Genomic DNA, 24559 nt, shown 5'->3' with positions numbered 1-24559 from the left:
GGTAAACTTGCAGTCATTATGGAATTGATGGGTTGTGGAACGGCGCTGGTGACTCCCTTTCGCAGGGACGGCAGTGTGGATGAGCCTGCGCTGCATGCGCTGGTGACGTGGCAGATCGAGAGTGGAATCGACTTTCTTGTTCCGTGCGGGACGACGGGAGAAGCCTCGACACTGACTGAGGTGGAGTGGCTGCGGGCGATTGAGGTTGTGGTAGCTGCTGCGGCGGGGCGGGTTCCGGTGTTTGCGGGCTGCACGCACAACTCGACCCATGAAGCGGTGGCGCGGGTGCGAAAGGTGTCACAGGTGCATGGGTTGACGGGTGTCCTGAGTGCCAATCCTTACTACAACCGGCCTGGACAGGAAGGGCAGTATCAGCACTTCAAAGCGATCGCGGAGGCGACGGCGCTTCCGGTGCTGTTGTACAACATTCCTTCGCGGACAGGTGCGAATTTGGAGCCGGCGACGATGCTTCGGCTGGCGGAGTTGAAGAATGTTATTGGGGTGAAAGAGTCGAGCGGAAATATTGCGCAGATCACCGAGCTGCTGACGACCGCGCCGCGAAACTTCAAAGTATTTGCGGGAGATGATGGGCTGGCCCTGCCGGTACTGGCGTTGGGTGGTGCGGGGTTGGTGTCGGTGGCTTCGAACGTGATTCCGGGGCAGATGGCGCGGATGGTACGGGCGGCACTGGAGAACGACTGGGTAGATGCGCGGCGGATCAACCGGCAGTTTTTTCGGCTGATGCAGGCGCATTTTTGGGAGGCTAGTCCTGCTCCGGTGAAGGCGGTGCTGCATATGCTGGGGCGTGGGGAGAATGTGCTGCGGCTGCCGATGGTTCCGGTGTCTGATGCGACGCGGAGACGGCTGGAACGGATGATTGGTGAGTTGGGGATGCTGGTTGGTGTTCCGGCAACAGGGGAAGATCTGCGGATGTTTTAGGCTTCATCGCAATCGATTGATAGTTCACAGAAACGTGAAAGACGAGGAATAAGTTTTGAACGGAACGTTGCAGGAACGGATTGAGCATTGGTTTGCGCAGGGTGCGATAGCGGTTGGTGATGCTGAGGCGGAGGCAACTTTTCTTGAGCTGCGTGGGAAGTTGGAAGCGGGAGAGTTGAGAGCAGCGGAGCCCGATGCTTCGGTGCCGCTGGGATGGCGTGTAAATGGGTGGGTGAAGCGCGGGATTCTATTGGGGTTTCGCATTGGGACGATGGTGGAGATGGGCGGCGAGACGCTGCAGTTTATCGACCGGCATACATATCCGGTGCGGCGGTTTTCGGTGGCTGACGGAGTACGGGTGGTGCCGGGCGGCGTGAGTGTGCGGACTGGTGCTTATGTGGCGAAGGGGGTTGCGGTGATTCCGCCGGCGTACGTCAATGTTGGGGCGTATGTGGATGAAGGGACGATGGTGGATTCGCATGCGCTGGTGGGGAGCTGTGCGCAGGTTGGTCGACGCGTGCATTTGAGTGCAGCGGCCCAGATTGGTGGAGTGTTGGAGCCGGTGAATGCTTCCCCTGTGATTATTGAGGACGATTGTTTGATTGGCGGGAATACTGGTGTTTATGAGGGGACCGTGGTGCGGAAGCGCGCGGTGCTGGCGGCTGGTACAGTGTTGACGCGAGGGACGCCGGTGTACGACCTGGTGAAAGGCGAGATTTATAAGGCTACGGCGGAGATGCCGCTGGTGATTCCGGAGGGTGCGGTGGTGGTGCCGGGATCGAGAGCGGTTTCGAAGGGGAAGGGTGCGGAGTGGGGGTTGAGTTTGGCGGCTCCGGTGATTGTTAAATATCGGGACGAGAAGACTGAGCTTTCTTTGGTGTTAGAGGAGATTTTGCGTTAGTTATTGCGGGTCTTGTCCTGCCGGACGGGCCCACTGCGCGTGGGGCGGCCACTTCGTGGCGTGTGTACCTTTTTTGCGGTGATAAAGATTTGCAGTGGCCCTCCCGCTGGTCGGGATGGGCCTTTTTCTATGCTGGTCTTTTTGGGACCGTGTTGAAGAGATTGATGAAGCCTTCGGATAGCGTGGGGTGGACCAGGATGATGTTGTGCACCGCGGTGTAGGGTAGGTTGGCCGACATCGCTAGTTGAATGACGGGGAGGAGTTCGCCGGTGCCAGAGCCGAAGGCGGTGAAGCCGAGGATGTGATCGTCGGCGCCGATGAGGACCTTCATGAAGCCGCGGGTCTCGTCGAGGGTGCGGGTGCGAAGGGCGGCGGCCATGGGGATCTTGCCGAGGCGGTAGGCTGTTCCCTGCTTCTTTGCTTCATTTTCGGTGAGGCCTACATGGGAGAGTTCGGGGTCGGTGAAGGTGACGGAGGGGACCTGACGGTTCCTCGTCGTGCGGTTGGCGCCGGCGAGGTTGTCGCGGACGATGCGGAAGTCGTCGAAGGAGATGTGGGTGAAGTGGGGTGAGCCGGCGCAGTCGCCCATGGCCCAGACGCCGGGGGCGGTGGTCTCGAGCCGGTCGTTGACCTCGAAGTGGCCGGTGGGAGTGGTTTTAATGCCTACGACGTCGAGACCCATGTTTTGCGTGTTGGGCGTGCGGCCAGTGGCGACGAGGATGTGGGAGCCCTGCAGCTTCGCGCCATCGCTTAGGTGCACCGTCACGGATTTGCCGGAGACCCCTTCGACGCGGGTGATGTTGGCGCTGGTGACGATGTCGATGCCTTCGTCTTTGAAGAGTTGGTGGAGGCCTTCGGTGACGTCAGGATCTTCGCGGTGGACGAGGGTTGGGTTGCGCTCGATGATGGTGACGTTGGATCCGAAGCGGCGCATGGCCTGGGCGAGTTCGAGGCCGATGAAGCCTCCGCCGAGGACGAGTAGGTGCTCGGGGAGGACGGTGAGTTCGAGGAGTTCGATGTGGGTGAGGGGCGCGGATTCGACGAGGCCAGGGATGGGATCGATGGTGGCTCGGGAGCCGGTGTCGAGGAAGATGTGGTCGGAGCGGAGGGTGCGGGTGCCGCCGGCATTGAGGGCGACTTCGATGGTTTTGTCGGCGATGAAGCGCCCGAAGCCCATGACGATCTCGGCGTTGGATTTGGAGTAGTTGGCGAGGTGCATGTCACGGAGGCCGTCGATCATACGCTGGCGGCGGGCGCTGACGCCCTCCATGTCGACGTGCCATTTGCCGTGGACGATGCCGAACTCGGAGCCGCGCTGGAAGAAGGAGGCGACCTTGGCGGAGTGGATGACGTTTTTGCTGGGCAGGCAGGCTACGTTGGGGCAGGCTCCGCCGAGACGCTTGTCTTCGATGTTGGCGACCTTCTTGCCCTGGGAACCGAGATGCCAGGAGAGATATTTTCCGGCTTCTCCGCTGCCGATGATGAGTGCGTCGTACTGTTCGGGCGTGGACATTGGTGTCTCCGTGCTTTCGAGGATTGTGTGTTGCTTCGAGTTCGCCCTGCGCGGGCAGCGGTCACTTCGTGACTTGTATATCCCTTCGGTTGGCGCTCCCGTTGGTCGCGATCAGATGTTGTCCGCAGCTGTCACGAGGTGACCGCCGGTAGGACGTCTTCTTTCACTTTTTCACCATTCGTTTGGGGCCTGGTGGGCGTCGGTGTAAGGTTCAGCCCAGAGTGCCAACTGGAGTTGGATCGATTTACACCATGCCCGATGCATTCGATCCACTTCGTCGGCAGAATGATTCTTCGCGGCGAGATAAGGTTTGATGGTTTCGTTTATTACAGAGATGAAGCCGACGATGTCGCGGAGTGGGACGTAAGGAGTTGAACTGACTTTGTCGGTTTGGTTTTTCTTCAGCGCGGTGTGGCGAAGGGCTATCTCCTGTTGATAGTTGAGCCAATCCTGATCGTAGGGGCGGAGGCAGGTGTCGAGGATCCATTGCTGGAATCGCAGATTGCTCTTGGCGAGGTAGTCGGGTAGGGGTTCGTTCAGTGGAGAGCGTGAGTGTCGAGCGAGATTTGGAATTCCTGCGATGATTCCGCTGCGCCAGTGTTCTACGATCTGTTTGGTCTGGTCTGCGAGTACAGTGCCGGCTTGCTGGAGATAGCGCTGATCTTCTTCTGTGAAGCCCACGGTGACTTTCAGAGCTTCCAGCTGCTGCAGCGTGACAGGCGAGGTCGCGACTTCGGATGTTCCGTACGTGTAGCCATGAATTTGTTCGGCGACTTTCTGCATGGAGTTCTCTTCCCTTCTGTGGAAGTTCGGTCTATTTAGAGTGACATGGCTTACGAGACTTTAGGTTGAGGAGATGACAGCTAAAATAAAGCCGACCCCTATGATCACTCGTCGAAGCTTCCTGGTAAATGGTTCGTTGGCCGTATTTGCTTCCCGAACCAGCAGTCTCTTCGCGGCACCTGACGCCGCCTCCGTAGTCGTTCGCGCACCGAGCGGAGCACTGCGTGGGGAAATCGTAGACGGTGTCCGCGTCTTTCGTGGCGTTCCGTTCGCTGAACCGCCAGTGGGATCACTACGCTTTCTGCCTACAGCGAAGGTGAACCCGTGGAAGGGCGAACGTGATGCGACGAAGTTCTCCGCAGCGCCGATGCAGCGCAAACTGCTGACAGTACCGCACAGCGAAGATTGCCTCTACCTGAACATCTGGGCGCCTGAGGGTAGCGGGCCCTTCCCCGTCTTTGTCTGGATTCACGGCGGAGGTTTCACTGACGGCTACGCCTTTGAGCCCACGTATGACGGCACGGATTTTGCACGGGAAGGGATCATCAGCATCTCTGTCGAGTACCGTCTGGGCGTCTTTGGCTTTCTGGATTTCGAACCTATTCTCGGGGAGCAGTATGCAGGAACCGCGAACAATGGCCTGCATGACGTGATGACTGCGTTGTCGTGGATACAGGAGAATATCGGTGCTTTCGGTGGTGATCCGGCTCGCGTTACTGTCGGGGGAGAGTCGGCGGGTGCGAAGTTGACGGATATTTTGATGGGCATTCCCTCAGCTCAGCCACTGTTTCATCAGATGATCTCCGAGAGCGGAGGGGCTGAACGCGTGTGGGATCGTCCGACGAGCGCAGGGATCACAAGGGGTTTTGCAGATATCTGGCAGAAACAATCGGGCGATACCATCGCGAGTGTGAAGACGGCAGCGGGAGCAAGCTTGATCCAGGCTCAGCAGGAGTTCCTCGATACGTGGCCGCAGCACTTCCCATTGCGTGCTGAGATTGATGGGACTTTTATTCCACGTCCTCCTGTGGAGACGATTGCCGGCGGTTCGACTCGTGGCAAGAGACTGCTGATCGGCACGAATCGGGAAGAGAGCGCTATCTTCATTGGGCCACATCCGAAGAAAGATGCGACGGCGATGCAGCTCGGCAACACGAGTGTCGCGAAGTTTGATGCTGTCTATCAAAAATACAAAGAGATCTATCCGCAGCTGAGCGTCGAGCAGCGCCGCATTCGCGCTGTTACGGCGGAAGAGTATTGGGTTCCTTCTATCCGAGTCGCAGAGGCGCATCTGAAGGGTGGCGGACGCGCGTATGTGTACGAGTTGGAGTTCGCCGAGACGAGCGGTAAGTTTGCAGGCGACGCTTATCACTCGTTGGACGTCGGGATGGTTTGGAATCATCCGCATAGGCAGGTTGCAGATGCTGCATCTGAAGCTGCTTTGGGCAAGCAGATGCATGCGGCCTGGGCAGCGTTTATTCGCGGGGAAACTCCAGCGGCACCGGGGCTTCCTGCATGGCCGCAGTATGACGAACAAAACCGGTCGACGATGATCTTCGGCGCGAAGGCGAGCGCGGAAAGCAGGGTGGAACAAGGACCGCAAGCTGCGGAGCTCGCGCTATGGAAGGAAACGCTGTAAGACTCAATGGCTTACGGACCGGTCGCTGAGCAGGCAGGGGACCTGCTTCACTGGCTTCTTGCTGATTCGTTGGCGGTGTGGTGCAGATTTTTTCTGCTCGTGATATCAAGGAAGGCATGAGTTCTCCGGAGCAGGCAAATTCGACGGATGCAGCCAAACGCAGGGCTGCGGTGTGGGCTGCGTCGCAGGTTGAAGATGGAATGAAGGTGGGGTTGGGGACGGGCTCTACTTCGGCGCTGGTGATCGAAGAGGTGGGTCGAAGGGTTGCGGAAGGACTGCGGATTACGGCGATTGCTACCTCTGAGGCGTCGCAGAAGCAGGCGTTGGGTTTGAAGATTCCAATAAGTGACTTTGCGCATCTGCCGCAGCTCGATCTGACGATCGACGGGGCGGATGAGGTGCAGGAGGGGACGCTTTATCTGATCAAAGGCCACGGCGGAGCGCTGCTGCGGGAGAAGATTGTGGCGATCGCGAGTACAAAGCTGATAATCGCGGTTGACCCCAGGAAGCTGGTGAAGACGCTGGGGCAGGTGTTTACGCTGCCGGTGGAGATTGTGCCGTTTGGGTTTGAGACGACGATGAGGCGGCTGAAGGATCTGGGTTTTGATTGTGAGTTGCGGGTGAATGATGATGGCAAACCCTTTGTGACCGATGGGCAGCACTATATTGCGCACTGCAAACTGCCGCAGGTTGGGTTTGACGCGAAATTGGCGGCGGAGAAGTTGAAGGCGACGGTGGGCGTAGTGGAGCATGGGCTGTTTCTGGGGATGGCGAGCAAGGTGGTGATTGGCGGGCCGGAGGGGATTCAGGTGCTTGAGGCAGCGGAACCCGAGAATTGGTCTGAGGTTGAATAGAACGCGGAAAAGCAAAGGTGAAATACAAGGATCCTTCCCCATTCGACTACGCTCAGGGTCAGGATGACGAATCGGCTTAGGGAAACGCTGTGTATCTGTTGATTCACAGAGCGTTTCACGTTGCGGTGATAAGCTTAAGCATTGATGGCACAAGATAAACTGAAGTTGATTCCGCTGGGTGGCCTTGGCGAGTTCGGTATGAACTGCATGGCGATCCGCTGGCAGGATGACATTATTGTCATCGATGCTGGTCTGATGTTTCCTGAAGAAGAGTTGCTGGGTGTGGACATTGTTGTCCCGGATATCAGCTATTTGACTGAAAACCGCGAGAAGGTTCGCGCGATCCTTTTGACCCACGGGCATGAAGACCACATTGGCGGGCTGCCGTGGATTCTGTCTGAGCTGAACGTTCCTGTGTATGGGACGGAGTTCACGCTGGCGTATGTCGAGGGCAAGCTCGAAGAGCACAGGCTGCTGGATGACGCAGATTTGAACGAGATGATTCCCGGTAAGCGGCTGACGCTGGGACCGTTTTCGATCATGCCGATTCGGGTGACGCACTCGCTGGTGGACTGCGTGGCGCTGGCGATTCATACGCCGGTGGGTGTGGTGCTGCATACGGGCGACTTCAAGATCGATCTTTCACCGCCGGATAACAAACCGTTTGATTTGCATGCGTTTGCCGAGCTGGGCAAACAGGGCGTGCTGGCGTTGCTGCAGGACTCGACTAACGTAGACCGCAATGGGTATACGCCGAGCGAGCGAGCGGTAAGGCCGAAGCTGGATGAGATCTTTTCGCAGACGAAGAAGAAACTTTTCTTTAGCTGCTTCTCGTCTTCGATTCATCGGATTCGGCTGGCGATGGAGCTGGCGCATCAGCATGGGCGCAAGGTTGCGATTATTGGGCGGTCGCTCGATAACTCGACCGAGATTGCGCAGGATCTTGGGTATCTCGACGTGCCGCAGGGGCTGGTGATCAATCCGGGGCAGATTCGTGATTTTCCTGCGAATAAGTTGCTGATCATGATCAGCGGAACGCAGGGCGAGCCGATGAGCGCGCTGAGCCGGGCTGCGGTGAATAATCACAAGTTCGCGCACATCGATGCTGAAGATACGGTGCTGCTGAGCTCGCGGGTGATTCCGGGGAATGAGAAGTCGATCTATCGGATGATCGATCACCTGGAGCGGCGCGATGCGAAGGTGATTCATGACGATGGACAGTCGGGTTTGATCCACGTGAGCGGACATGGGAGCCAGGAGGAGCTGAGGTTAATGATCAACCTGGTGAGGCCGAAGTTCTTCATTCCGATACATGGAGACTATCGCCACTTGAAGCGTCATGCGGAGCTGGCGGGATCGATGGGCGTGGTGGAGAAGACGATTCTGCTGGAGGACGGCGACGTTCTGGAGTTGGATAAGGGCTCGGCGACGAAGACCGGGAAGGTTACGGTAGGTCGTGTGTGCATCGATTCGGGCGGGACTTCGACGGACGTTGTGGAAGACATTGTCATTCGCGACCGGAAGCATCTGAGCGAGGACGGGATTGTATTGCCGATCATCGCGATCAACAAGCGGACAGGTTTGCTTGAGAATCCTCCTGAGATTGTGATGCGGGGCATGGCGATTCCTGAGGAGGGCTTGATTGCTGAGGCTCGGCAGGTGGTGCAACGGACGCTAGAGGGATCTTCGTCGGAGGAGAAGGCCGATTACGGCGTGATCAAAGAGAAGATTCGTAATGATCTGAAGCGGTATATCCAGAAGAGCACGAGCCGGCGGCCTTTGATTATGCCGGTGATTCTCGAGATCTGACGGAGTCTGAGTGTTGCGAAAGAGCGCTCCTTGCGGGCGCTTTTTTGTGCGTTGATGCTGGTTAGGGTAGTGATTACCCCTGTCAGTTAGAGGCCCAGATTGGGCGGTGGGAATAGTAGGATCAGCGCGGATACGTAATTGCGAGCCGATCGAACATGGTCGTGCCGGCGAGCGGCTTTGTGGCCGCGCAAGGTGGCTTTATGTTGAGGATTGCTTTTTGCCGACGAGCATTTGCGGCGGTGTTGGTCGCGGCGATGTTGTCGGCTGGAGCAGCTGAGGCGCAGAAGCCGGTGATCGAGCCGCCGACGCGGCCCACGATCGGGCTGGTGCTGGAAGGCGGAGGGGCACTGGGGTTTGCGCATATTGGCGTGATTGAGTGGATGGAGGCGCACCACATTCCTGTGGACGATGTGGCTGGGACAAGCATGGGCGGGCTGATCGGTGGGCTGTATGCGTCGGGAAACAGTCCGCAGGAGATTGAGACGTTTGTTGGAGGGATTGACTGGGCGGCGGTGTTAAGTGGGCAGGTGCCGTTTCCGGCGTTGGGCTATCGGCGCAAAGAAGACAAGCTGGCGTTTCCGAACCGGCTCGACTTTGGTTTGAAGCATGGTTTTAGTTTTCCGAACGGGTTGAATTCGGGGTCGGGAGTGGGGATGCTGCTGGATCGGGAGATGCTTCCTTACTACGATTTGAAGGACTTTAATGATCTTCCAATTCCCTTCCGATGTGTGGCGACGGATATTTCGACGGGAACCGAGCATGTGTTCAAAGATGGATCGTTGGCGCAGGCGATGCGATCCACGATGTCGATTCCAGGAGTGTTCGCTCCGGTGGTGCATGGGGATCAGGTTTACTCGGATGGCGCTGCGGTGAACAATCTGCCGGTGAATGTGGCGCGCGACATGGGCGCCAAGATTGTGATTGCGGTGTACCTGGATACGGGGCCGGTCGATAAGGAGAGTTTCAATTCGCTGGTGGGGGTGGCTGGAAGAAATCTGTCCATCATGGTTTCGGCGAATGAGCTGAAGAGCATGAAGGACGCGAATATTCTGCTGAAGGCGGATGTGAGCAAGTTCACCTCGAGTGAGTTTGAGAAGAGTGCGGAGATTATTCCGCAGGGCGTGAAGGTTGCGGAGGAGCATGCGGCAGAGTTGGAAAAGTATGCTTTGAACGATGCTGACTGGCAGGCCTATGTGGCGCAGCGGGATGCTCGGCGCAGGACAAAGATTCCGGTGCCGGAGTTTGTGACCGTGTCTGGGCTGGAAGGGGCGCAGCGAGCCGAGGTTGCGAATGAGTTTTCGAAGTACGTGGGGAAGCCAATCGATTCACAGAAGATTGATAATACGATTGCGGACTTGCAGGGGACGCGAACTTACTCGAGCGTCAGCTACAACCTGATCGATGAGAACAATCAGACGGGGCTGCTGGTTCGACCGAGGTTGACGAATTACGGGCCGCCGTTTTTGAATGTCGGGCCGACGCTTGCGTCCAATGATTCGAATGATATTCAGCTTGGGTTGGGTGCGCGCGCAACGTTCTTTGGGCTGACGGGGCCGGGGTCTGAGGTGAGGCTGGATGCTTCGGTGGGGCAGGTGGCGGGCGCTTCCGGTGAGTTGTATCAGCCGCTGATTGTGGGCAAGCGGTACTTTGTTGCTCCGCGTGCGTATTACTCTCACACGATTGACTCGTTCTATTCGGGAAGCCAGGAACTCTCGCAGTACACCGAGACCCGGAATGGTTTTGGGTTCGATCTTGGGTATCGGTTTGGCTCGAAGGCCGAGTTGAGAGTGGGCGAAGACTACCAGTGGTATGGAGAAACGCTGCGAGTTGGGCAGCCGATTGAGCAGGTCTTTCACCTAACTCCGTTTGTGAGTAACGTGCGTTTTCAGTATCTGGGGCAGGATAATGTGCAGGTACCTACGAGAGGGACTGAGTTTTTGACGAAGTACGCCTACTCGACGCAGAGACCGTTTGGCGATGGTGGGTATTCGCAGTGGGATTCGAGAGTGGCGCACTTCCTCCCTGTGGGCCAGAAGGGGATTATCTTTGGCACGATGTCGGGAGGGACGAGCTTAGGCGCTACAAATCTGGGGCTTGCGGGATTTTCGCTCGGTGGCGCACTGCGGTTGAGTGCGTATGACCGCGGGGAGTTGCTGGGGAACGATTACTTTCTGGGGCAGACGGGTTATCTTTATCGGCTTGCGAAATTGAACCCGGTGATTGGGGAGTCGATTTACGCGGCAGGATTCTATGAGATTGGGAAGGTGTGGGGCGGGGCTGCAGGAACGCCGACTCTGCCGAACGATATCTCGGGCGCGATCGTGATCAAGACTCTGCTGGGGCCGTTTTATGGTGGGGCGAGTATCGGGGACAGCGATCACCGCAAGTGGTTCTTTGGCTTGGGGCGGGTGTTTTAGTGACTTTGTTCGAGGTGATTCGCCTTGTTTACCAAGTGCTCCCCTTCTACGTCCTGCGTGGCAGACGCTTATTATTATCCTTGCGGCAGGAGCTGTAAGGAGAGTCGGGCGGATGAGCGAGTTTGTGACGTTGGAGGAGATTCGGGCAGCGAAGGAGCGGATTGCCGGGGTGGCGGTGAGGACGCCGCTGTATCGGGTGGAGCGGGCTCGATTGCGGATGGGGAGATTTCCGGAACCGGAGTTTGATCTCTACATCAAGGCGGAGAGTGAGCAGCCGATTGGGAGCTTCAAACTGCGTGGGGCTTACAACATGGTGGCACAGTTGTCGCCTGAAGAGTTGCGGCGCGGGGTGATTACCTACTCGAGTGGCAACCATGCTCAAGGCGTGGCGTATGCGGCGCGGGCGCTGGGGGCGAAGGCCGTGATCGTGATGCCGGGGAACGCTCCGGAGGTAAAGAAGGCAGCTACGCGTGCGCTGGGCGCGGAGATTGTGGAGGTGGGACCGGCTTCGTCGGAGCGGAGACTGAAGGCGGAGGAGCTGGTGGCTAAGTTTGGGTACGCGATGATTCCGCCTTATGATGCTCCGCAGATTATCGCCGGACAGGCTACGTGTGGGTTGGAGATTGTGGAACAGTTGCCTGGCGTGGAGCTGGTGATTTCGCCGGTGAGCGGTGGCGGCTTGCTGAGTGGGACGGCTACTTCGGTGAAGCTGGCGGCGCAGGCTGGATTGCTGAGTGCCGGCGTGCAGGTTTGGGGCGCGGAGCCGGAGCTGGCGGCGGATGCGAAGGAGAGTTTTTATTCGAAGACGCTGGTGGAGTGGCCTGCGGCGAAGACTACGCGGACGATTGGGGATGGGTTGCGCACGCAGAGTATGGGAGTGCTGAACTTCGCTCACGTGATGCAGTTTGTGGATGGGATTGTGACCGTGTCGGAGGACGAGATACTGGCGGCGATGCGGGTGATGTTGAGTGCTACTAAGCTGGTGCCGGAGCCTAGTGGGGCGGTGACGCTGGCTGCGGCGCTGTTTCATACGGAGGAGTTGCCGAAGGTTCGGAAGGTCGCGGTGATTCTGAGTGGGGGGAACCTGGAGCCGGAGTTGCGGCGGCAGTTGGAGGGTGAGTTGGTCGCGAAGGCTTAGTCCTGCCGGACGGGCCCGCTGCGCGCGGGGCGGTCACTTCGTGACTCTTATACCTATCGTTAGTTTGCGATTCTTTGGTCCTCCCGTTGGTCGGGATCAATGCTGACTGTGTTTTTGGTAGCGGTTCAGGACTTCCTGTAGCGTGATTGTGCCTTCGAGAGAGCCCCGCATGGCGCGGTTGGTGACGGGGAGAAGCGGCCAGCGTTGGAAGTGCGGCAGGGCGCTTGAGAGAGGGAGATCCGGGAAGAGGACGGGAGTTCGTTCGGGGCCGAGATGTTCGGCTAGGGTGGCGTTTGGATCGATTTGGGATGCGGCGTCGTCTGTCGTCTTCCCCAGAGCTTCGAGCTCTTCTCTCTTTGCGGCGTACCAGAGGCCATCGAGGCAGTGGACGAGGATGACGGGGATGGATTCGAGGTCCTCGTACTGAGCGAGTGAGTTCAGCGTGTCGGCGATGGTTTCGCTGCCTTGAAGGATGGGGACGGTGACGGGCTGCATGGCGTCTTCCAGGTGGAGGTTGCTCTCTTCGCGGAGTTCTTCCATGGAAGGGAGGTCGAGGCCGTCCTGGTGGGTGAATTGCTCGAGGATGGGGACGGGCTGGAGGACGCGGGAGATGAGGTAGGCGATGGTGTTGGCGACGATGACAGGCAGGACGATGGAGTAGTTGCCGCTGACCTCTAGCACCATGAAGACGGAGGTGAGAGGGGCGCGAAGGAATGCGGCGAAGAGGACGCCCATTCCGACCAATGCGTAGGAGCCGATGGTGCCGGTGAGATGGGGGAAGTAGATTTTCTCGAAGGTGCCTACCGCGGCGCCGAGCATGGCTCCGATGAAGAGGGTGGGGGCGAACATTCCGCCCGGGGTGCCGCTTGAAAAGGAGAGTGTGGTGGCGATGATTTTGAAGAGCGCGAGGAGGAGGAGCATCTTCCAGGCGAACTGGGCGTGCATGGCCTGGTCGATAGCGTCGTAACCTGCTCCCATGACCTGGACTAGGCCGAAGTAGCCGATGGCTCCTACGAGGAGGCCGGCTGCGGCCGGCTGGAAGAGCTGCGACCACTGCGGCTGGCTGCGGAGTTTGGGACGGAGATAGCTAAGGCATCGCGCGAAGAGGAGGGAGGCAAAGCCGCCGGCGACTCCGAGGGCTGCGTAGGCGAGGAGCTCGCGTGAGTCGCGGAGATCGACGACCGGGATGCGGAACATCGGCTGCGTGCCCCAGAAGGAGCGGGCGACGACGACGCTGGCGATGGCAGAGAGGACGATGGAGCCGAGGACAGCGGCGCTCCATTGGCCGATGACTTCTTCGATGACGAAGAGGATGGCGGAGATGGGAGCGTTGAAGGCGGCGGCAAGTCCGGCGGCTGCTCCGATGGGAGCGAAGATGCGGAGGCGTTCTTTCGACATGCCGAAGCGACGACTGATGAGGGAGGCGACGCCGGCTCCGATCTGGAGCGAGGGGTCTTCGGGGCCGAGGGAGTGGCCGCTGCCGATGGCGAGGGCAGAGAGAAGAAACTTGCCGATGACGGTGCGGAAGGAGATGTAGCCGTTGTTGATGTAGAGGGCGGCCTTCGTCTGGTTGATTCCGCTGCCTCGGACATTGGGGAAGACGTAGCGAGTGAGAATGGCGATGACTAAGCCCGCGGCGGCGGGGATGTAGAGCAGGCGTGGCTGGTGCGGGTTGGGAGATGAGCCGAGGAGCAGGACGCTGAGCCACTCGATGGCCATGCGGAAGGAGACCACGAGCAGGCCGGAGATGACGCCGATGAAGATGGAGAGGACGAGGAAGATGCGCTCTTCGCGGCCGGGGGCGATGCTGGAGATCACATCCTCACGTAGGGTGGGAGCTGTGACTGGTTCGGTCTCTGCGATGGCTGGGTTGGCGTCCATCTTCGTTTAGGGCTCCATCGCTTTGGGGAATTTGGCGAGTTGCAGAAGGAGAGCGTCGTCTCCTGTGGGGGCGCCGCAGACCTTGCTGGTTTGGGTTTCGGTGTCGAAGACGAGCTGCATGGTTGCGTCCTGCTGGGATGGATCGTTGAGGAGAGTGGCGCGATTGCTTGCGGCGTCTTTGCTCGCCCATTTTGTGGTGAGGTCATGCAGGGGTGTTGCAATCCCGCTGGCGGAGGAGACCTGAGCGCTACAGTCGTCGAAGCGTTTCTTTGCTAAAGCGTGGGCTTGCAGAATGCGTGTGACTCGCTCGTTGTTTGGGAGCTTCTTCAGGGGCGCCAAGGCGAGGATGCGGGCCGAGTTGTCGAGCATCTCCTTGTCGCTGGGGGTGATTGTTTCCTGATTGGCGGTGTCGGCCTCGCGTTCGTGCATGGCCTGCTCCATGAGGCGGTGGGCATCGTCGAAGTGGCCAGAGTCGTATTCGAGTCGAGCGGCCGATTCGAGTGCTGCGGGGTTTTTCGGCTCCAGAGCGAGGACCTTGTGATAGTAGTTCAGGGCATCGCGTGGAGCGTTAGCTTGCTCGAGCAGCTGCGCGATGGTTAGGAAGAGGGGGACGTCATCGGGAGCATTGCCTGCGGCGACGAGGAGCTCGGTGCGGGCGTCGCCGAGTTCGTGCTGCGCGATGAGGTATTGGGCGAGTTCGAGGCGGACGTCGCGCCGCCGGAGAACGCCGTCTCCCTCCCAGGTGCCGTAGATCGCGGCACGATAGTAGTTAATGGCGGTCTGAACGTCGCTCTTCTTTGCGGCGAGGCGCGCCAGGCGCAGATTGATAAAGCCGTTGCCGGGTTCGGTCTCCCAGAGGCCGAGGAAGTAGTTGTAGGACTCTTCGGTGTGGCCGGCATCGCCGAGGGCCTGGGCGAGGAGAAGCTCGTAGGAGCGCTGGCCGGGGACATAGGAGAGTGCGGTGCGGAGGGCGACGATGGCCTGGTCGGGATGGCCGGAGTTGATGGCGGCCTGGCCTCGGGCGGACCAGCGCTGGCCAAGCTCCAGGCGATGGGATGCAAAGGATCGAAAGAGGAAGAAGGTGATGAGAAAGAGGACTACGGTGATGAGCACAAGACTGAGGAAGGTCAGGGAGTCGCGAAGGATCAACCTTCGCTTCAGGCTCGAAGAATCTTCGGTTTGCAGTGTCATAAAGCGAATGGGAGGAACTCTGTTAGCTCTCTCCAGTGTATGGATTTGATGCGTATAGGGATAGAGACGCCGTCTTCGGGGACTTGATGGCGATATTGATTCGTGACCGCGGGAGCAAAGTTTAGACTGGACGCTGTCTTGCTGCCCGGCAAATTATGGCGGCGTCTAAATGAGGTCTATGCAGATTTCTTCTATTCGGCGATGTGCGGCGTTGGGTGTTGGGGCGGTGATGCTGATGACGGGTGTCGCCGCGTTGGGACAGAAGAAGGGGAAGGGTCAGGACTATGATCGGACGGCAATCGCGACGGTGCTGCATGATGCGAATGTGTATGTCGCGTCCGATGCAGATGCGCAGAAGATCTCGCTCGTTACACCGGGCCACGAGATACAGGTTGTGGAACGCAGCGGGCCGTGGGTAAAGGTGTTTGCGAATACCGATATCAATGACGCTGCCAATGAGGATGACAGCAATAAGCCGATGTTTGGCGAAGATGCGAATGTAATGCCGGCGTCGGGGTGGATTCGGGACAAGGGGATTGTGGGGCCGGCCACGGCTGGTGGAGATGTGATTCTGTTTGGGTCGGCGGCAAACTTTGAGGATGAGGCGGAGCGGCCGCATGCGCCCAAGGGTGCGGCTGGCTCGGCTCATCTGCTTTATAAGCGGGTTGCGGAGTATTTTCCGAACTCTGCGCTGGCGGGCGAGGCGGCGTGGCGGGCGGCGGATATTCGATGGCAGCTGGATAAGTTGGACGTCAGCACGCTGCCGAGCGCGAAGGAGCAGGAGGCTTATCTGCGGCCGCAGATATATGAGGGTGAGTTGAAGAAGGTGATCAAGACGTACCCGGGGAGCGAGTTTGCGGCGCGTGCGGCGTTTGATCTGCTGGACAACAAGTTGTGCGGAGATTGGCAGGGGTTGCCGAAGTGTCCAGAGATGGAGACGGGGTTGTATGTGAAGTATGCACAGCAGTTCGCGGATGGGCCGAAGGCTGCGGAGGCGCTATATAACGCGGTGTATCGGCAGGGTGTTGTGGTGACGATGTACCTGGTGCAGGAGGATAGGAAGCGTTCTGATGAGGCGGCGAAGAGGATGCAGGCACTGGCGATGGATTTGAAGGGGCGGTATCCGAAGTCGGAGTTTGCGGCGCGGGGCGAGAGTCTTGCGTTCAGGGTGTCGCAGGGGATTCCGATCTATGGGAGCGACCGGGACTAGACGGTATCTTTCTCGGGACATTTGTAGCGAGACGCGCCGAGCGATTTACCGTTTACACATGCTGACGCTTTAGGATGGAGATATGTCGATTCTTCATGTCATCATCCTTGCCATTGTGCAGGGTCTTGCTGAGCTGTTGCCTGTATCCAGTTCCGCTCACGTTGTGGTTGCCGAAAAGCTGTTGGGGCTGGACCCGACAACGCCGCAAATGACCCTGCTACTGGTGATGCTGCATACGGGCACGATGTTCGCTGTGATTGTTTACTTCTGGAAGCAGTGGAAGAAGACCTATTTTTCGAGCGGAGATGCGTTCAAGCGGTTTTTGATCAGGTTGATCTGGGCTTCGTTGCTGACCGCCGTGATTGGTGAGGTCATCATCAAGGCGATTGAGAAGACGGCGTTCAAGGGAGCCTCGAAGGGGGAGATCGAGCTGCTGTTTGGACGGCTGGATCTGATTGCTCCGGCGTTGGCCGCGGCTGGGTTGCTGATTCTGCTCGCTGGACTGATGGAGAAGCGTCGCATGGGTGCGCATGAGCAGGTCTACGGCGACAGCGTAACGATGCGACAGGCGGGATGGATCGGTGCGATTCAAGGCCTGTGCCTGCCGTTCCGTGGATTTTCTCGCTCGGGAGCTACGATTTCGACGGGCATGCTGACGGGTGCCAGCAAGGAGCGGGCTGAGCGGTTCAGCTTTGCGCTGGCGGTGGTGCTGACGCCTCCTGCAATTGCGCGCGAAGCACTGCGTCTGGTGAAGGCTTCGCATGCGGCGCAGGCAGCGGGGACTACGATCGATCTGCACGGGAGCATGGTGATGGGGCTGCTTGGGGCCGTGTTTGCGTTTCTGGCTGGGCTGGTGGCGCTTCGGTGGTTGAGCAGCTGGCTGGAAGAGGGCCGGTGGTATCTCTTCGGAATCTATTGTTTGGTGGCATCGGTGGTGGTGTTTGGGCTGTACCACGCGGGGTATTGATTCGCCGTCTCGAACAACGCGTGAGTTTTGATGTGTTTGGTTCAATAGAAGAAGGCTTCGTGGATGGTTACTTTTCCATCTATGAAGCCTTTTTCGTTGAGGGCTGAAACATCAGGTTATGGCGTGCGGGTGTAAAGCCACGCCCAGACGATGAGAGGCAGTTGTAGAGGAATCCGCAGCAATTGCGCCCAGCTTTGACCCATGATGCCCGGGGCTGGCAGGTGGGCAGTCGCCATATAGATGTTGGCTGGCAGGACGGCAACGAGGAGGATTGTTAGTGCCCAGGCTGCGGCTTGGCGCGTCGGAGGGTAGAGAAGACCGAGGCCGCCGAGAATCTCCGCCGCTCCGCTGATGTAAACGATGGCGAGATGGGCAGGAAGCGATGGTGGGACGATTTTGAGGTAAGTAGCGGGAAAGAAGAAGTGGAGGCTGCCGGCGACGATGAAGAGAATGGCGAGGAGAATGCGGCCAATCATGCTGGATCACTTCCCTTTTGCTACATGTCTCGGCTGTTAGTCTTCCAATGCTCGCAAAAAAAAGCGGGCAGCGGGGATACCCCCTGCTGCCCGTCGTCGAGTGATACGCCCTGGTTACTTCGATACAACTGCGTCGCGATGGCTCTTGACGTAGTCATGTGAGGTGAGGATGTGTGCCTGCTGTTCGGCGACGAGTTGACGAACCGGTAGCGGGAGATCCTGGTTGAGCGCGTCGGCATAGGCCTTTTTGGCCTCGTCCTCGCCCTGCTCAGCGGTTTCGAGGAGAGTGTGGTCGCCGCCGCCGAGCTTGGCTTTGAGATCTCCCCATACGCGATGAATGGTACCGGCTGTGGTGCCGGATTCCTTGATGTCATGGACACCGTTTTGATGGAGGATCTCCTCGAGATCGCCGCGAAAGCTGGCGCGTTTGAGAGATTCGGCCAGGAAATAGCGCTTGAGAGTTTCGTCTTTGAGGTGCTCGCCGATGTCGGCAAAGCCCTTCTGGCTGTCAAGCAGGGTGCTGATAAGAGAGTTGAGTGACCGCTGCATTTCATGCTGCTTGCCTGAATCTGTTGCCATTATGAGGACCTCAATCCTGATGTGAATTTGTTCGGTTGGAGCAGGGTCCGTCGGCTGTGCGCGATTCTCCTCCGCCGACGGCAAGCAAGAGAAATCGCGAAAATCCCGCTCCCCTGCCAACCGGTTCTAAGGACCGCCGGGTGAAATTGACCCGGCGGTGAATATGGAGAGATAGATGCACGGTTGGGCTGCGGGTTTGTATGTGGATACCCGAAGCGAGGTTTTCCTACTTTTGTGTGGGGTATTGGGGAGGGTCTGGGATAATCGAAGGTGCTCTGGTGATTTGCGGGCTCGGTTTGTATCGGACGGCGCGTTGGGATTTTGCGCGCCGTGTCGAATGAGTCCGCGCGTCCCCTCTCACATGAAGGCTCCCCCAATGAAAACTCTGAGACTTGTTTCGACCCCGACGCGCAACCGCCGCCTGAATGAGATTCTCGGGATGGTCGTACTGGTGAGTGCGGGGCTGCTGCTGCTGGCGCTGGCCAGTTATACGCCGACTGATCCATCGTTCGACACCGTGGGACAGTATGTGAAGGGTCGGCCTGCGCATAACTGGACGGGGATGGTCGGGGCGTACCTGGCTGATGCGATGCTGCAGTTGATTGGTGTGGCTGCGTTCTTTCTTCCGCTGGTGCTGGGACGGTTGGGCGTTTGCTGGATGCGGTCGCGACCAGCGGGGTCGCCGCTGGCGAAGACGATCGGGTTGGGGATGTGGGTCGTGTTCGGGCCCGCAGCGATCGCACTGCTGCCGGGAGAGATGATGTGGCGTGGCTCTCTGCCGGTGGAAGGGACGACGGGCAGGCTGCTGGCGGACTTCATGGTGCACTATCTGAATCTGCCTGGGGCGGCGATTGTGCTGACACTGATGGTGGCGGTGTCGTTGTATCTCGCGACGACGTTTACGTTCAACACAGCGCGGGAGTGGGCGACGATCCGGTTTGGGTTTTTGCAGCGGCTGTGGGAGTGGTGGGTCGAGCGACGGAGCAGACGCGCTGGCGCGGAGGCCTCCTTTGAGGAGGCGTATGGGACAAAGCGCGAGCAGGCAGATGCGAAGGCGCGGCGTGCCCGGGAGCTTGCTGAAGATGCGGAGCGAAGGAGAGCACAGCCAGAGCCGGAGCCGACGACTCTGCTGGGCGGGCTATTTGGTTGGCTGAGCAGGAAGAAGCGGGTTGAGCCGATCTCGATTGTGCCTGAGGAGATTGCTGCGGGACATACTCCTTCGATCTTTGAGGCTATGCCGAGGACGCTAGTGGATGCTCCTCCGGTGACTGCATTTGGCACGGCTGCTGCGGCGGCGGCTCCGTTTGCGGAGGTGCTGGCGAAGGCGGCTGCGCCGGTGCATGCCATTGATGATGAGTCGAACTTTGGTGGCTTTGACCGCGAGGAAGATTGGCAGCAGCCAGCTGCGGCGAAGGCGGCTCCGATTCGTGCGGTGAAGAAGGTTGAGGAGGCTCGCACTTCGTTTGCTGCTCCTCCTGCTCCGGCTGCGATGACTCCGTTGGCACCATTGCCGGAGAGCATCTCGTTTGGCAAGCGAGCGGATGCGGACATCAAGCCGGTGACGATTGTGCCGAAGAGCGTGCGGGGGTATAAGTTACCTCCTTCGTCGCTGCTCTACAGAAGTGAGGAGCATGCTGTTGTTCGCGAGGACGCGTTGCGCGAAGAGGCGCGGGTGCTGGTAGAGAAGTCGGCTGAGTTTGGCGTTGATGGACAGGTAACGCAGATCAACCCTGGGCCGGTGGTAACGACATTTGAGTTCAAGCCTGAGGCTGGGGTGAAGGTCGCTCGGATTACGGGATTGGCCGACGACCTTTGTCTTGCGATGGCGGCGGAGTCGATTCTGATTGAACGGATGCCGGGGAAGAGCACGGTTGGCATTCAGGTGCCGAATCATGAGCGGGAGACGATCTGGCTACGCGATGTGGTCGAGTGTGAGAGCTTTGCGCAGAGCAAAAGCAGGTTGGCGATTGCTTTGGGGAAAGACATCAATGGGCGCATCGTTACTGCCGATCTGGCGAGTATGCCCCATGTGCTGATCGCGGGTTCTACGGGTTCGGGTAAGTCGGTGGCGATCAACGCGATGATTATGAGTGTGCTGTTCAAGAGCACGCCTGAGCAGGTTCGCATGATTCTCGTGGATCCGAAGCGCGTGGAGCTGGGGATGTACGAGGGGATCCCGCACCTGTTTACGCCGATTATTACGGAGGCGAAGCTGGCGGCGAATGCGCTGCGAAATGCCGTGCGTGAGATGGAGCGAAGGCTGAAGCTGTTGGCGGCGAACCATGTACGGAATATCGATCAGTTCAACAAGCTGTTCGATCATGGCAGCGAGTATTTGTTTGAAGATGTGAACCAGGAGCCGCTGCCTTACATCATCATCATCATCGATGAGCTGGCGGATCTGATGATGCTAGATCGGGCGAATGTCGAAGAGTCGATCACCCGCCTGGCGCAGATGGCTCGCGCGGTTGGGATTCATCTTGTGCTCGCGACGCAGCGGCCTTCGGTGGATGTCATCACCGGGCTGATTAAGGCGAATGTGCCGACACGTATGAGCTTCCGGTTGGCGACGAAGGTGGACTCACGAACGATCATCGATTCGAATGGTGCGGAAAGCCTGCTGGGACGAGGCGATATGCTTTATCTGCCGCCGGGGACTAGCCGTGTCCAGCGCGTGCACGCTCCGTTTGTGACTGAGAAAGAGATATCGGCGGTGACGGCGTTCTGGAAGGCGCAGGGCGAGGCCGAGTATGTGCATGGATTCCTCGAAGGGCCGAAGGAAGACAACCCCACCGGCAAGGATGGCGATGGGGGAGACGATGGGGACAATAACGATCCTATGTACGACGATGCAGTTCGGCTGGTGTTTGAGTTTGGTAAGGCAAGCACTTCCCTGCTGCAACGCAGGCTGCGGATTGGATATGGACGTGCGGCTCATCTGATCGACATGATGTACAACGATGGGCTGGTGGGGCCGGCCGATGGGTCGAAGCCGCGTGAGATTCTGAAGTCTCCGAACTGGATTAGCGAGGTCGACGCGGCTATTCGCTAGAGGGCTACGAGTGGTGATGTATGGTCTTCGATGAGCGGATAGCGACGATTGCGAGGATGCAGATCACGATGAGAAGCGCGATCCAGAGCAGGTGAGGATGGCGATCGGTGAGAGGGCGTGCGTCTGGGCGGTCCCGGTAAGCGGGATTGAGCTGCTCTGGGCCTAGCTTGGCGGCGCGAAACTCGCTGGATGGGGAGAAGAGGCGGGTGTAGTCGTACTGTGGTGCGGTGAGGGCAGCGTCTCCGTAGAAGAGAGTGAGAGGTTGGACGGAGTACGCGTCGAAACAGATCTTGCGTTGGCGTGTCTCGAGGCGGACGGTGGTGATGGGGAGCGGCGTATCGTCCCCGTTGTTTACAGCGACTTCGACTGTCGCATCGCTTTGCATGTTGGAGCCCAGCGTTGCGGGGACGCTGAGTTGTTCCTGACGAATCTCACGTCCTGCCTGGGTGAGATGAACGCGGAGGATCGTACCTGAGAGAGTTTCGCCGAGCGTGTCGGCTGGATTCGCTGTGGCGGTGGGGTGATCGGAGATGCTGACATCGCGGCTGAAGTTGGCTTTGAAGTTTGCGGCGAGAGCGAAGGAGACGCGTTCGATGGGAATGCGTTCCGGAAGCTTGAAGGTGGCTACGCTTTGGCGACCGCGTTGGGTGATGGAAGTAGCTTCGGCTGCTGTGGTGTAGAGAGACTGGGCTTCGCGGCTAGGGGGGACTGTGACGGACTGCACCAACTTTTGTAGCGCCTGGGGCGAAGTATCTAAGGTGTGCGTGCCGGTCGCCGGCGAGATGGCCAACTCGATGTGGAGATAAGGGAGGCTGGTCTCCTGCAGGTGAATGGTGGTGTTGCGGGAGAGGCGCTGCGAGGTGAGGTCGAAGAGAGTGAACTCTCCGAGGCTGGTTTGATTTGCATAGTTGGGGTCGCGGGTGCCGGAGACCGTGGCGGTAGCGATAAAGTCTCGTTCGGGAAGGTCGAGGGTGAGTTCGGTATAGGGGCGGTTTGGCATCTCCAGGTCGAAGACGATGTTGCGACCGCGAAGACCGAGATTGCGGATGGTGGCGGTGTCACTGTCGGGCTGCTGGGGTTCGCTTAACGTGATGGCGTAAGGGATTTCACGGTTGTCCTGATAGAGGCGGAGATCTTTGAGCGACGGGGCGGCGTGGGGGAAGAGGGCGGGATCGAGCACCGCGCAGTTTTGACCGGGACCGGCCAGCAGGGTGATGGTTCGCTGGTAGCGGAAATAGTGAGGATCGGCCGGCTCTGGAGTTGTGGTTGCCTGCCAGAGAAGGAGGGTCAGAAAAATCGCTGACTTCACCGATCGACTCCTTCCTGTGTCTGCGGTTCTCGGGCCGGGGTTGGAAGACGGAGGGCAAGCCAGTCTTTCTGATAGGCGAAGCTGATAGCCATCAATAAAGCTCCAAGGCCGAGGAAGCTGAGGACGCGATAGCCCTGGCTGAGATTGCGCAGATCATAGAGGAAGGTCTTGCCGATGGTGAAGACCAACAGAAGCAACGCTTGCCAGCGGACGAAAGCGGACCGTCTCCAGAAGCCGAGGGCCAGCAGGGCCGCTCCGTAGATCATGAGGAAGGCGGACATGGCGAGAGCTTTCTGGAGATCAGCCTCGGGGTTGGCTACAGAGACGCTCCATGCGGAGTCGAGCTCGCGGAGACACGATAGGATCGCGATGAAGTTGAAGGCTACTATGGAAGACCCTGCGATGAGCAGCCAGCTTGGGAAGGATCTCTCGTGATGCTCGTCGAGTTGAAGGGGGCGGTGCGCGACGAAAGCGGAGATACCGAGAGCGGCGAGGCCGAAGAGCGCAGTCGCGAAACGAAGATTGAAGAAGGCCGTGGCAATTCGTTCGTTGAGCCAGAAAGGTTCGACGAGGAGCCCGCAGACTCCTAGTGAGAGAGCGGCGGTCGCGAGACGACGAAGGATGCGTGAGGCCGTGAAGGTGGCGTCGTCTGATGTTGCGCTTGTGAGACGAGCCGCGACCCAGAGAAGAGCCGCGCCCTCAGCGAGCCAGCCCACGATGATCCAGCGGCCGCTGGCCTTGAGGGGAATGGCGATCGTGAGGAAGACGATAGCGAGGGAGAGATGGACGGCTGAGGTGACGCGAGGCTGGGGAGCGCGCATCAGGCTGAGATAGAGGGCGGCGAAGAGAACTGCGAGCCAGGGGAGGAGATCGTGATTGCCTGTGTCCTCCAGAACCGCGTAGAACGCCAGAGCAGCGAAGACGGCGTTGGCTAGTGGGAGAAGGATTTCGGTAATCGGAGAGGATGTTCGTTTTTCGTCTTGTGGGATGCGAATGGATGGAATCAGGAATGCGACGAAATATAGCGCGATGAAGATCGTTGTGGTGGCGAGCGGCTTTGGCGCGTTGTAGGTGCTGAACCATTCCACGTACCACCCGATGAAAAAGGCGACGGTCGCGGGAAAGGCTGCTAAGAGAAGGCGCGGCCAGGGTTTGAGACGGACGAGGCAGACTGTGGCGATATCGATGGCGAGGATGTAGGTGAAGAGAAAGACTTCATGGTTGCCGCCGGTAGAGAGGAGCAATGGGGTTGCGAAGGCTCCAACGAGGGCGTAGGCAGCGAGGATCTGGCTGTTTTGTGACCAGGCCATGTAGGCGTTCCATGCCGTGACCAGGATGATGGCTGGGAGAGCTACCGCGGCGGGCAGCAGATGGTAGAGCTGAAAGGCAGCCCAGAGCGAGAGATAAAGGGCTCCGCTGCCGATGGCCTTCAGTGAGAAGGAGAAGGCGTTGAAGCCTTGACGGCGAAAGCGCTCGGACCAAAGAACGACCGCTGCGCCTGCGGCGAGGCCGGCGAGAATGCGGCCAATGGGGCCAATCCAGTGGTTGTCGATGGCCCACTTGAGAAAAAGCGTGGTTGCGATCAGCAGTGCGACGATGCCGATGCGGCTGAAGAGTTGGGAGCCGATGCGATCTTCAAGCGAGCCGCTGGGCTTGTGGAGATTACGCGTGAAGTTCGGGGCGAGGCTTTCTGAGGATGGCCCCGTAGGGATGGGTGGAGGCGGATTAGAGAGTTTGCGTGCCTTGAAGGACGGGGTGGAGCGCAGTTCTGTCAGTTGTTGTTCCAGATTTTGAACGCGGAGGGACAGGGCGGCGAGGGTCGCGGCCATCTGGGCTTGCTCGGTGGGCTCCTTTGGGCGGTCCTGATGCTGCTCGTCCTGCATATCCTCCGAAGCCATGGC

At 58.9% G+C, this 24559-nt stretch carries 18 protein-coding genes; 10 read left to right on the top strand and 8 right to left on the bottom strand.

Translation table 11 applies throughout. From position 1 onward, the window contains the following. Positions 1-18 precede the first annotated feature (18 nt). Together dapA and RBB76_RS14785 are read left to right on the top strand one after the other, a co-directional pair. On the top strand, positions 19-939 hold the full coding sequence (gene dapA / locus RBB76_RS14790; protein WP_429630157.1) for a 4-hydroxy-tetrahydrodipicolinate synthase: 921 nt from the start codon (positions 19-21) through the stop codon (positions 937-939). A gap of 55 nt (positions 940-994) precedes the next feature. Further along, the gene (locus RBB76_RS14785; protein ID WP_429630159.1) at positions 995-1840 is read left to right on the top strand and encodes a 2,3,4,5-tetrahydropyridine-2,6-dicarboxylate N-succinyltransferase; all 846 of its coding nucleotides are present in this window, start codon (positions 995-997) and stop codon (positions 1838-1840) included. A gap of 127 nt (positions 1841-1967) precedes the next feature. Here RBB76_RS14785 and RBB76_RS14780 read toward each other — a convergent pair whose 3' ends face one another. After that, a complete protein-coding gene (locus tag RBB76_RS14780; protein WP_429630161.1) occupies positions 1968-3353 on the bottom strand; it encodes a dihydrolipoyl dehydrogenase family protein in 1386 nt (461 codons plus the stop codon). A gap of 171 nt (positions 3354-3524) precedes the next feature. After that, positions 3525-4136 (bottom strand): protoglobin domain-containing protein, encoded by a 612-nt coding sequence (locus RBB76_RS14775; protein ID WP_429630163.1) that lies wholly within the window; start codon positions 4134-4136, stop codon positions 3525-3527. 100 nt (positions 4137-4236) lie between these two features. On the opposite strand from RBB76_RS14775, the gene RBB76_RS14770 reads away from it, so the two are divergent. From RBB76_RS14770 to RBB76_RS14750, 5 genes are all read left to right on the top strand, one after another. Further along, positions 4237-5775 carry a carboxylesterase/lipase family protein gene (locus RBB76_RS14770; protein WP_429630165.1) on the top strand — a complete coding sequence of 513 codons (1539 nt, stop codon included), beginning with the start codon at positions 4237-4239 and terminating at the stop codon, positions 5773-5775. An 80-nt stretch (positions 5776-5855) separates the two neighbouring features. Further along, positions 5856-6629: a ribose-5-phosphate isomerase RpiA gene (gene rpiA, locus RBB76_RS14765; protein ID WP_429630167.1), complete on the top strand. Its 774-nt coding sequence runs from the start codon at positions 5856-5858 to the stop codon at positions 6627-6629. A gap of 144 nt (positions 6630-6773) precedes the next feature. Beyond that, on the top strand, positions 6774-8438 hold the full coding sequence (locus RBB76_RS14760) for a ribonuclease J (protein ID WP_429630169.1): 1665 nt from the start codon (positions 6774-6776) through the stop codon (positions 8436-8438). Positions 8439-8593: 155 nt separating this feature from the next. Then, a complete protein-coding gene (locus tag RBB76_RS14755) occupies positions 8594-10855 on the top strand; it encodes a patatin-like phospholipase family protein (protein WP_433963433.1) in 2262 nt (753 codons plus the stop codon). A 112-nt stretch (positions 10856-10967) separates the two neighbouring features. After that, positions 10968-11993 (top strand): threonine ammonia-lyase, encoded by a 1026-nt coding sequence (locus RBB76_RS14750; RefSeq protein ID WP_429630173.1) that lies wholly within the window; start codon positions 10968-10970, stop codon positions 11991-11993. A 96-nt stretch (positions 11994-12089) separates the two neighbouring features. On the opposite strand, the gene RBB76_RS14745 is transcribed toward RBB76_RS14750, so the two are convergent. Together RBB76_RS14745 and RBB76_RS14740 are read right to left on the bottom strand one after the other, a co-directional pair. Next, the gene (locus RBB76_RS14745; RefSeq protein WP_429630175.1) at positions 12090-13874 is read right to left on the bottom strand and encodes a chloride channel protein; all 1785 of its coding nucleotides are present in this window, start codon (positions 13872-13874) and stop codon (positions 12090-12092) included. Between the two features lie 6 nt (positions 13875-13880). Further along, on the bottom strand, positions 13881-15065 hold the full coding sequence (locus tag RBB76_RS14740; protein ID WP_429630177.1) for a tetratricopeptide repeat protein: 1185 nt from the start codon (positions 15063-15065) through the stop codon (positions 13881-13883). Positions 15066-15243: 178 nt separating this feature from the next. Between RBB76_RS14740 and RBB76_RS14735 the strand changes: the two genes are divergently transcribed. Together RBB76_RS14735 and RBB76_RS14730 are read left to right on the top strand one after the other, a co-directional pair. Further along, entirely contained in the window at positions 15244-16275 is a 1032-nt protein-coding gene (locus RBB76_RS14735; protein ID WP_429630179.1) for a hypothetical protein, read from the top strand. Positions 16276-16357: 82 nt separating this feature from the next. Then, positions 16358-17242 carry an undecaprenyl-diphosphate phosphatase gene (locus tag RBB76_RS14730; RefSeq protein WP_429630181.1) on the top strand — a complete coding sequence of 295 codons (885 nt, stop codon included), beginning with the start codon at positions 16358-16360 and terminating at the stop codon, positions 17240-17242. A gap of 116 nt (positions 17243-17358) precedes the next feature. Here RBB76_RS14730 and RBB76_RS14725 read toward each other — a convergent pair whose 3' ends face one another. Beyond that, positions 17359-17718, bottom strand: a complete 360-nt coding sequence (locus RBB76_RS14725) for a DoxX family protein (RefSeq protein ID WP_429630183.1) — start codon at positions 17716-17718, stop codon at positions 17359-17361. 114 nt (positions 17719-17832) lie between these two features. Then, on the bottom strand, positions 17833-18297 hold the full coding sequence (locus RBB76_RS14720; RefSeq protein WP_429630185.1) for a PA2169 family four-helix-bundle protein: 465 nt from the start codon (positions 18295-18297) through the stop codon (positions 17833-17835). Between the two features lie 376 nt (positions 18298-18673). Between RBB76_RS14720 and RBB76_RS14715 the strand changes: the two genes are divergently transcribed. After that, positions 18674-21349: a DNA translocase FtsK gene (locus tag RBB76_RS14715; RefSeq protein ID WP_429630187.1), complete on the top strand. Its 2676-nt coding sequence runs from the start codon at positions 18674-18676 to the stop codon at positions 21347-21349. A gap of 4 nt (positions 21350-21353) precedes the next feature. Here the strand turns inward: RBB76_RS14715 and RBB76_RS14710 are convergent, their stop codons facing one another. Both RBB76_RS14710 and RBB76_RS14705 read right to left on the bottom strand, forming a co-directional pair. Beyond that, the gene (locus RBB76_RS14710; RefSeq protein WP_429630189.1) at positions 21354-22658 is read right to left on the bottom strand and encodes a DUF3999 family protein; all 1305 of its coding nucleotides are present in this window, start codon (positions 22656-22658) and stop codon (positions 21354-21356) included. Then, complete coding sequence (locus RBB76_RS14705; protein ID WP_429630191.1) at positions 22655-24556, bottom strand: DUF2339 domain-containing protein; 1902 nt, start codon at positions 24554-24556, stop codon at positions 22655-22657. Before RBB76_RS14705 ends, RBB76_RS14710 begins: the two co-directional genes overlap by 4 nt. Between the last annotated feature and the right edge of the window lie 3 nt (positions 24557-24559).

Origin of the sequence: Tunturiibacter psychrotolerans (genome assembly GCF_051013365.1) — a bacterium.
GTDB classification, from domain to species: domain Bacteria; phylum Acidobacteriota; class Terriglobia; order Terriglobales; family Acidobacteriaceae; genus Edaphobacter; species Edaphobacter psychrotolerans_A.
This window is presented reverse-complemented; position numbering and strand designations above follow the sequence as displayed.

Coding starts and splice junctions, on each gene's coding strand:
- dapA (WP_429630157.1), top strand. CDS start 19: ATGGAATTGATGGGTTGTGGAACGGCGCTGGTGACTCCCTTTCGCAGG.
- RBB76_RS14780 (WP_429630161.1), bottom strand. CDS start 3,353: ATGTCCACGCCCGAACAGTACGACGCACTCATCATCGGCAGCGGAGAA.
- RBB76_RS14775 (WP_429630163.1), bottom strand. CDS start 4,136: ATGCAGAAAGTCGCCGAACAAATTCATGGCTACACGTACGGAACATCC.
- RBB76_RS14770 (WP_429630165.1), top strand. CDS start 4,237: ATGATCACTCGTCGAAGCTTCCTGGTAAATGGTTCGTTGGCCGTATTT.
- RBB76_RS14760 (WP_429630169.1), top strand. CDS start 6,774: ATGGCACAAGATAAACTGAAGTTGATTCCGCTGGGTGGCCTTGGCGAG.
- RBB76_RS14755 (WP_433963433.1), top strand. CDS start 8,594: ATGGTCGTGCCGGCGAGCGGCTTTGTGGCCGCGCAAGGTGGCTTTATG.
- RBB76_RS14750 (WP_429630173.1), top strand. CDS start 10,968: ATGAGCGAGTTTGTGACGTTGGAGGAGATTCGGGCAGCGAAGGAGCGG.
- RBB76_RS14745 (WP_429630175.1), bottom strand. CDS start 13,874: ATGGACGCCAACCCAGCCATCGCAGAGACCGAACCAGTCACAGCTCCC.
- RBB76_RS14740 (WP_429630177.1), bottom strand. CDS start 15,065: ATGACACTGCAAACCGAAGATTCTTCGAGCCTGAAGCGAAGGTTGATC.
- RBB76_RS14735 (WP_429630179.1), top strand. CDS start 15,244: ATGCAGATTTCTTCTATTCGGCGATGTGCGGCGTTGGGTGTTGGGGCG.
- RBB76_RS14730 (WP_429630181.1), top strand. CDS start 16,358: ATGTCGATTCTTCATGTCATCATCCTTGCCATTGTGCAGGGTCTTGCT.
- RBB76_RS14725 (WP_429630183.1), bottom strand. CDS start 17,718: ATGATTGGCCGCATTCTCCTCGCCATTCTCTTCATCGTCGCCGGCAGC.
- RBB76_RS14720 (WP_429630185.1), bottom strand. CDS start 18,297: ATGGCAACAGATTCAGGCAAGCAGCATGAAATGCAGCGGTCACTCAAC.
- RBB76_RS14715 (WP_429630187.1), top strand. CDS start 18,674: ATGAAAACTCTGAGACTTGTTTCGACCCCGACGCGCAACCGCCGCCTG.
- RBB76_RS14705 (WP_429630191.1), bottom strand. CDS start 24,556: ATGGCTTCGGAGGATATGCAGGACGAGCAGCATCAGGACCGCCCAAAG.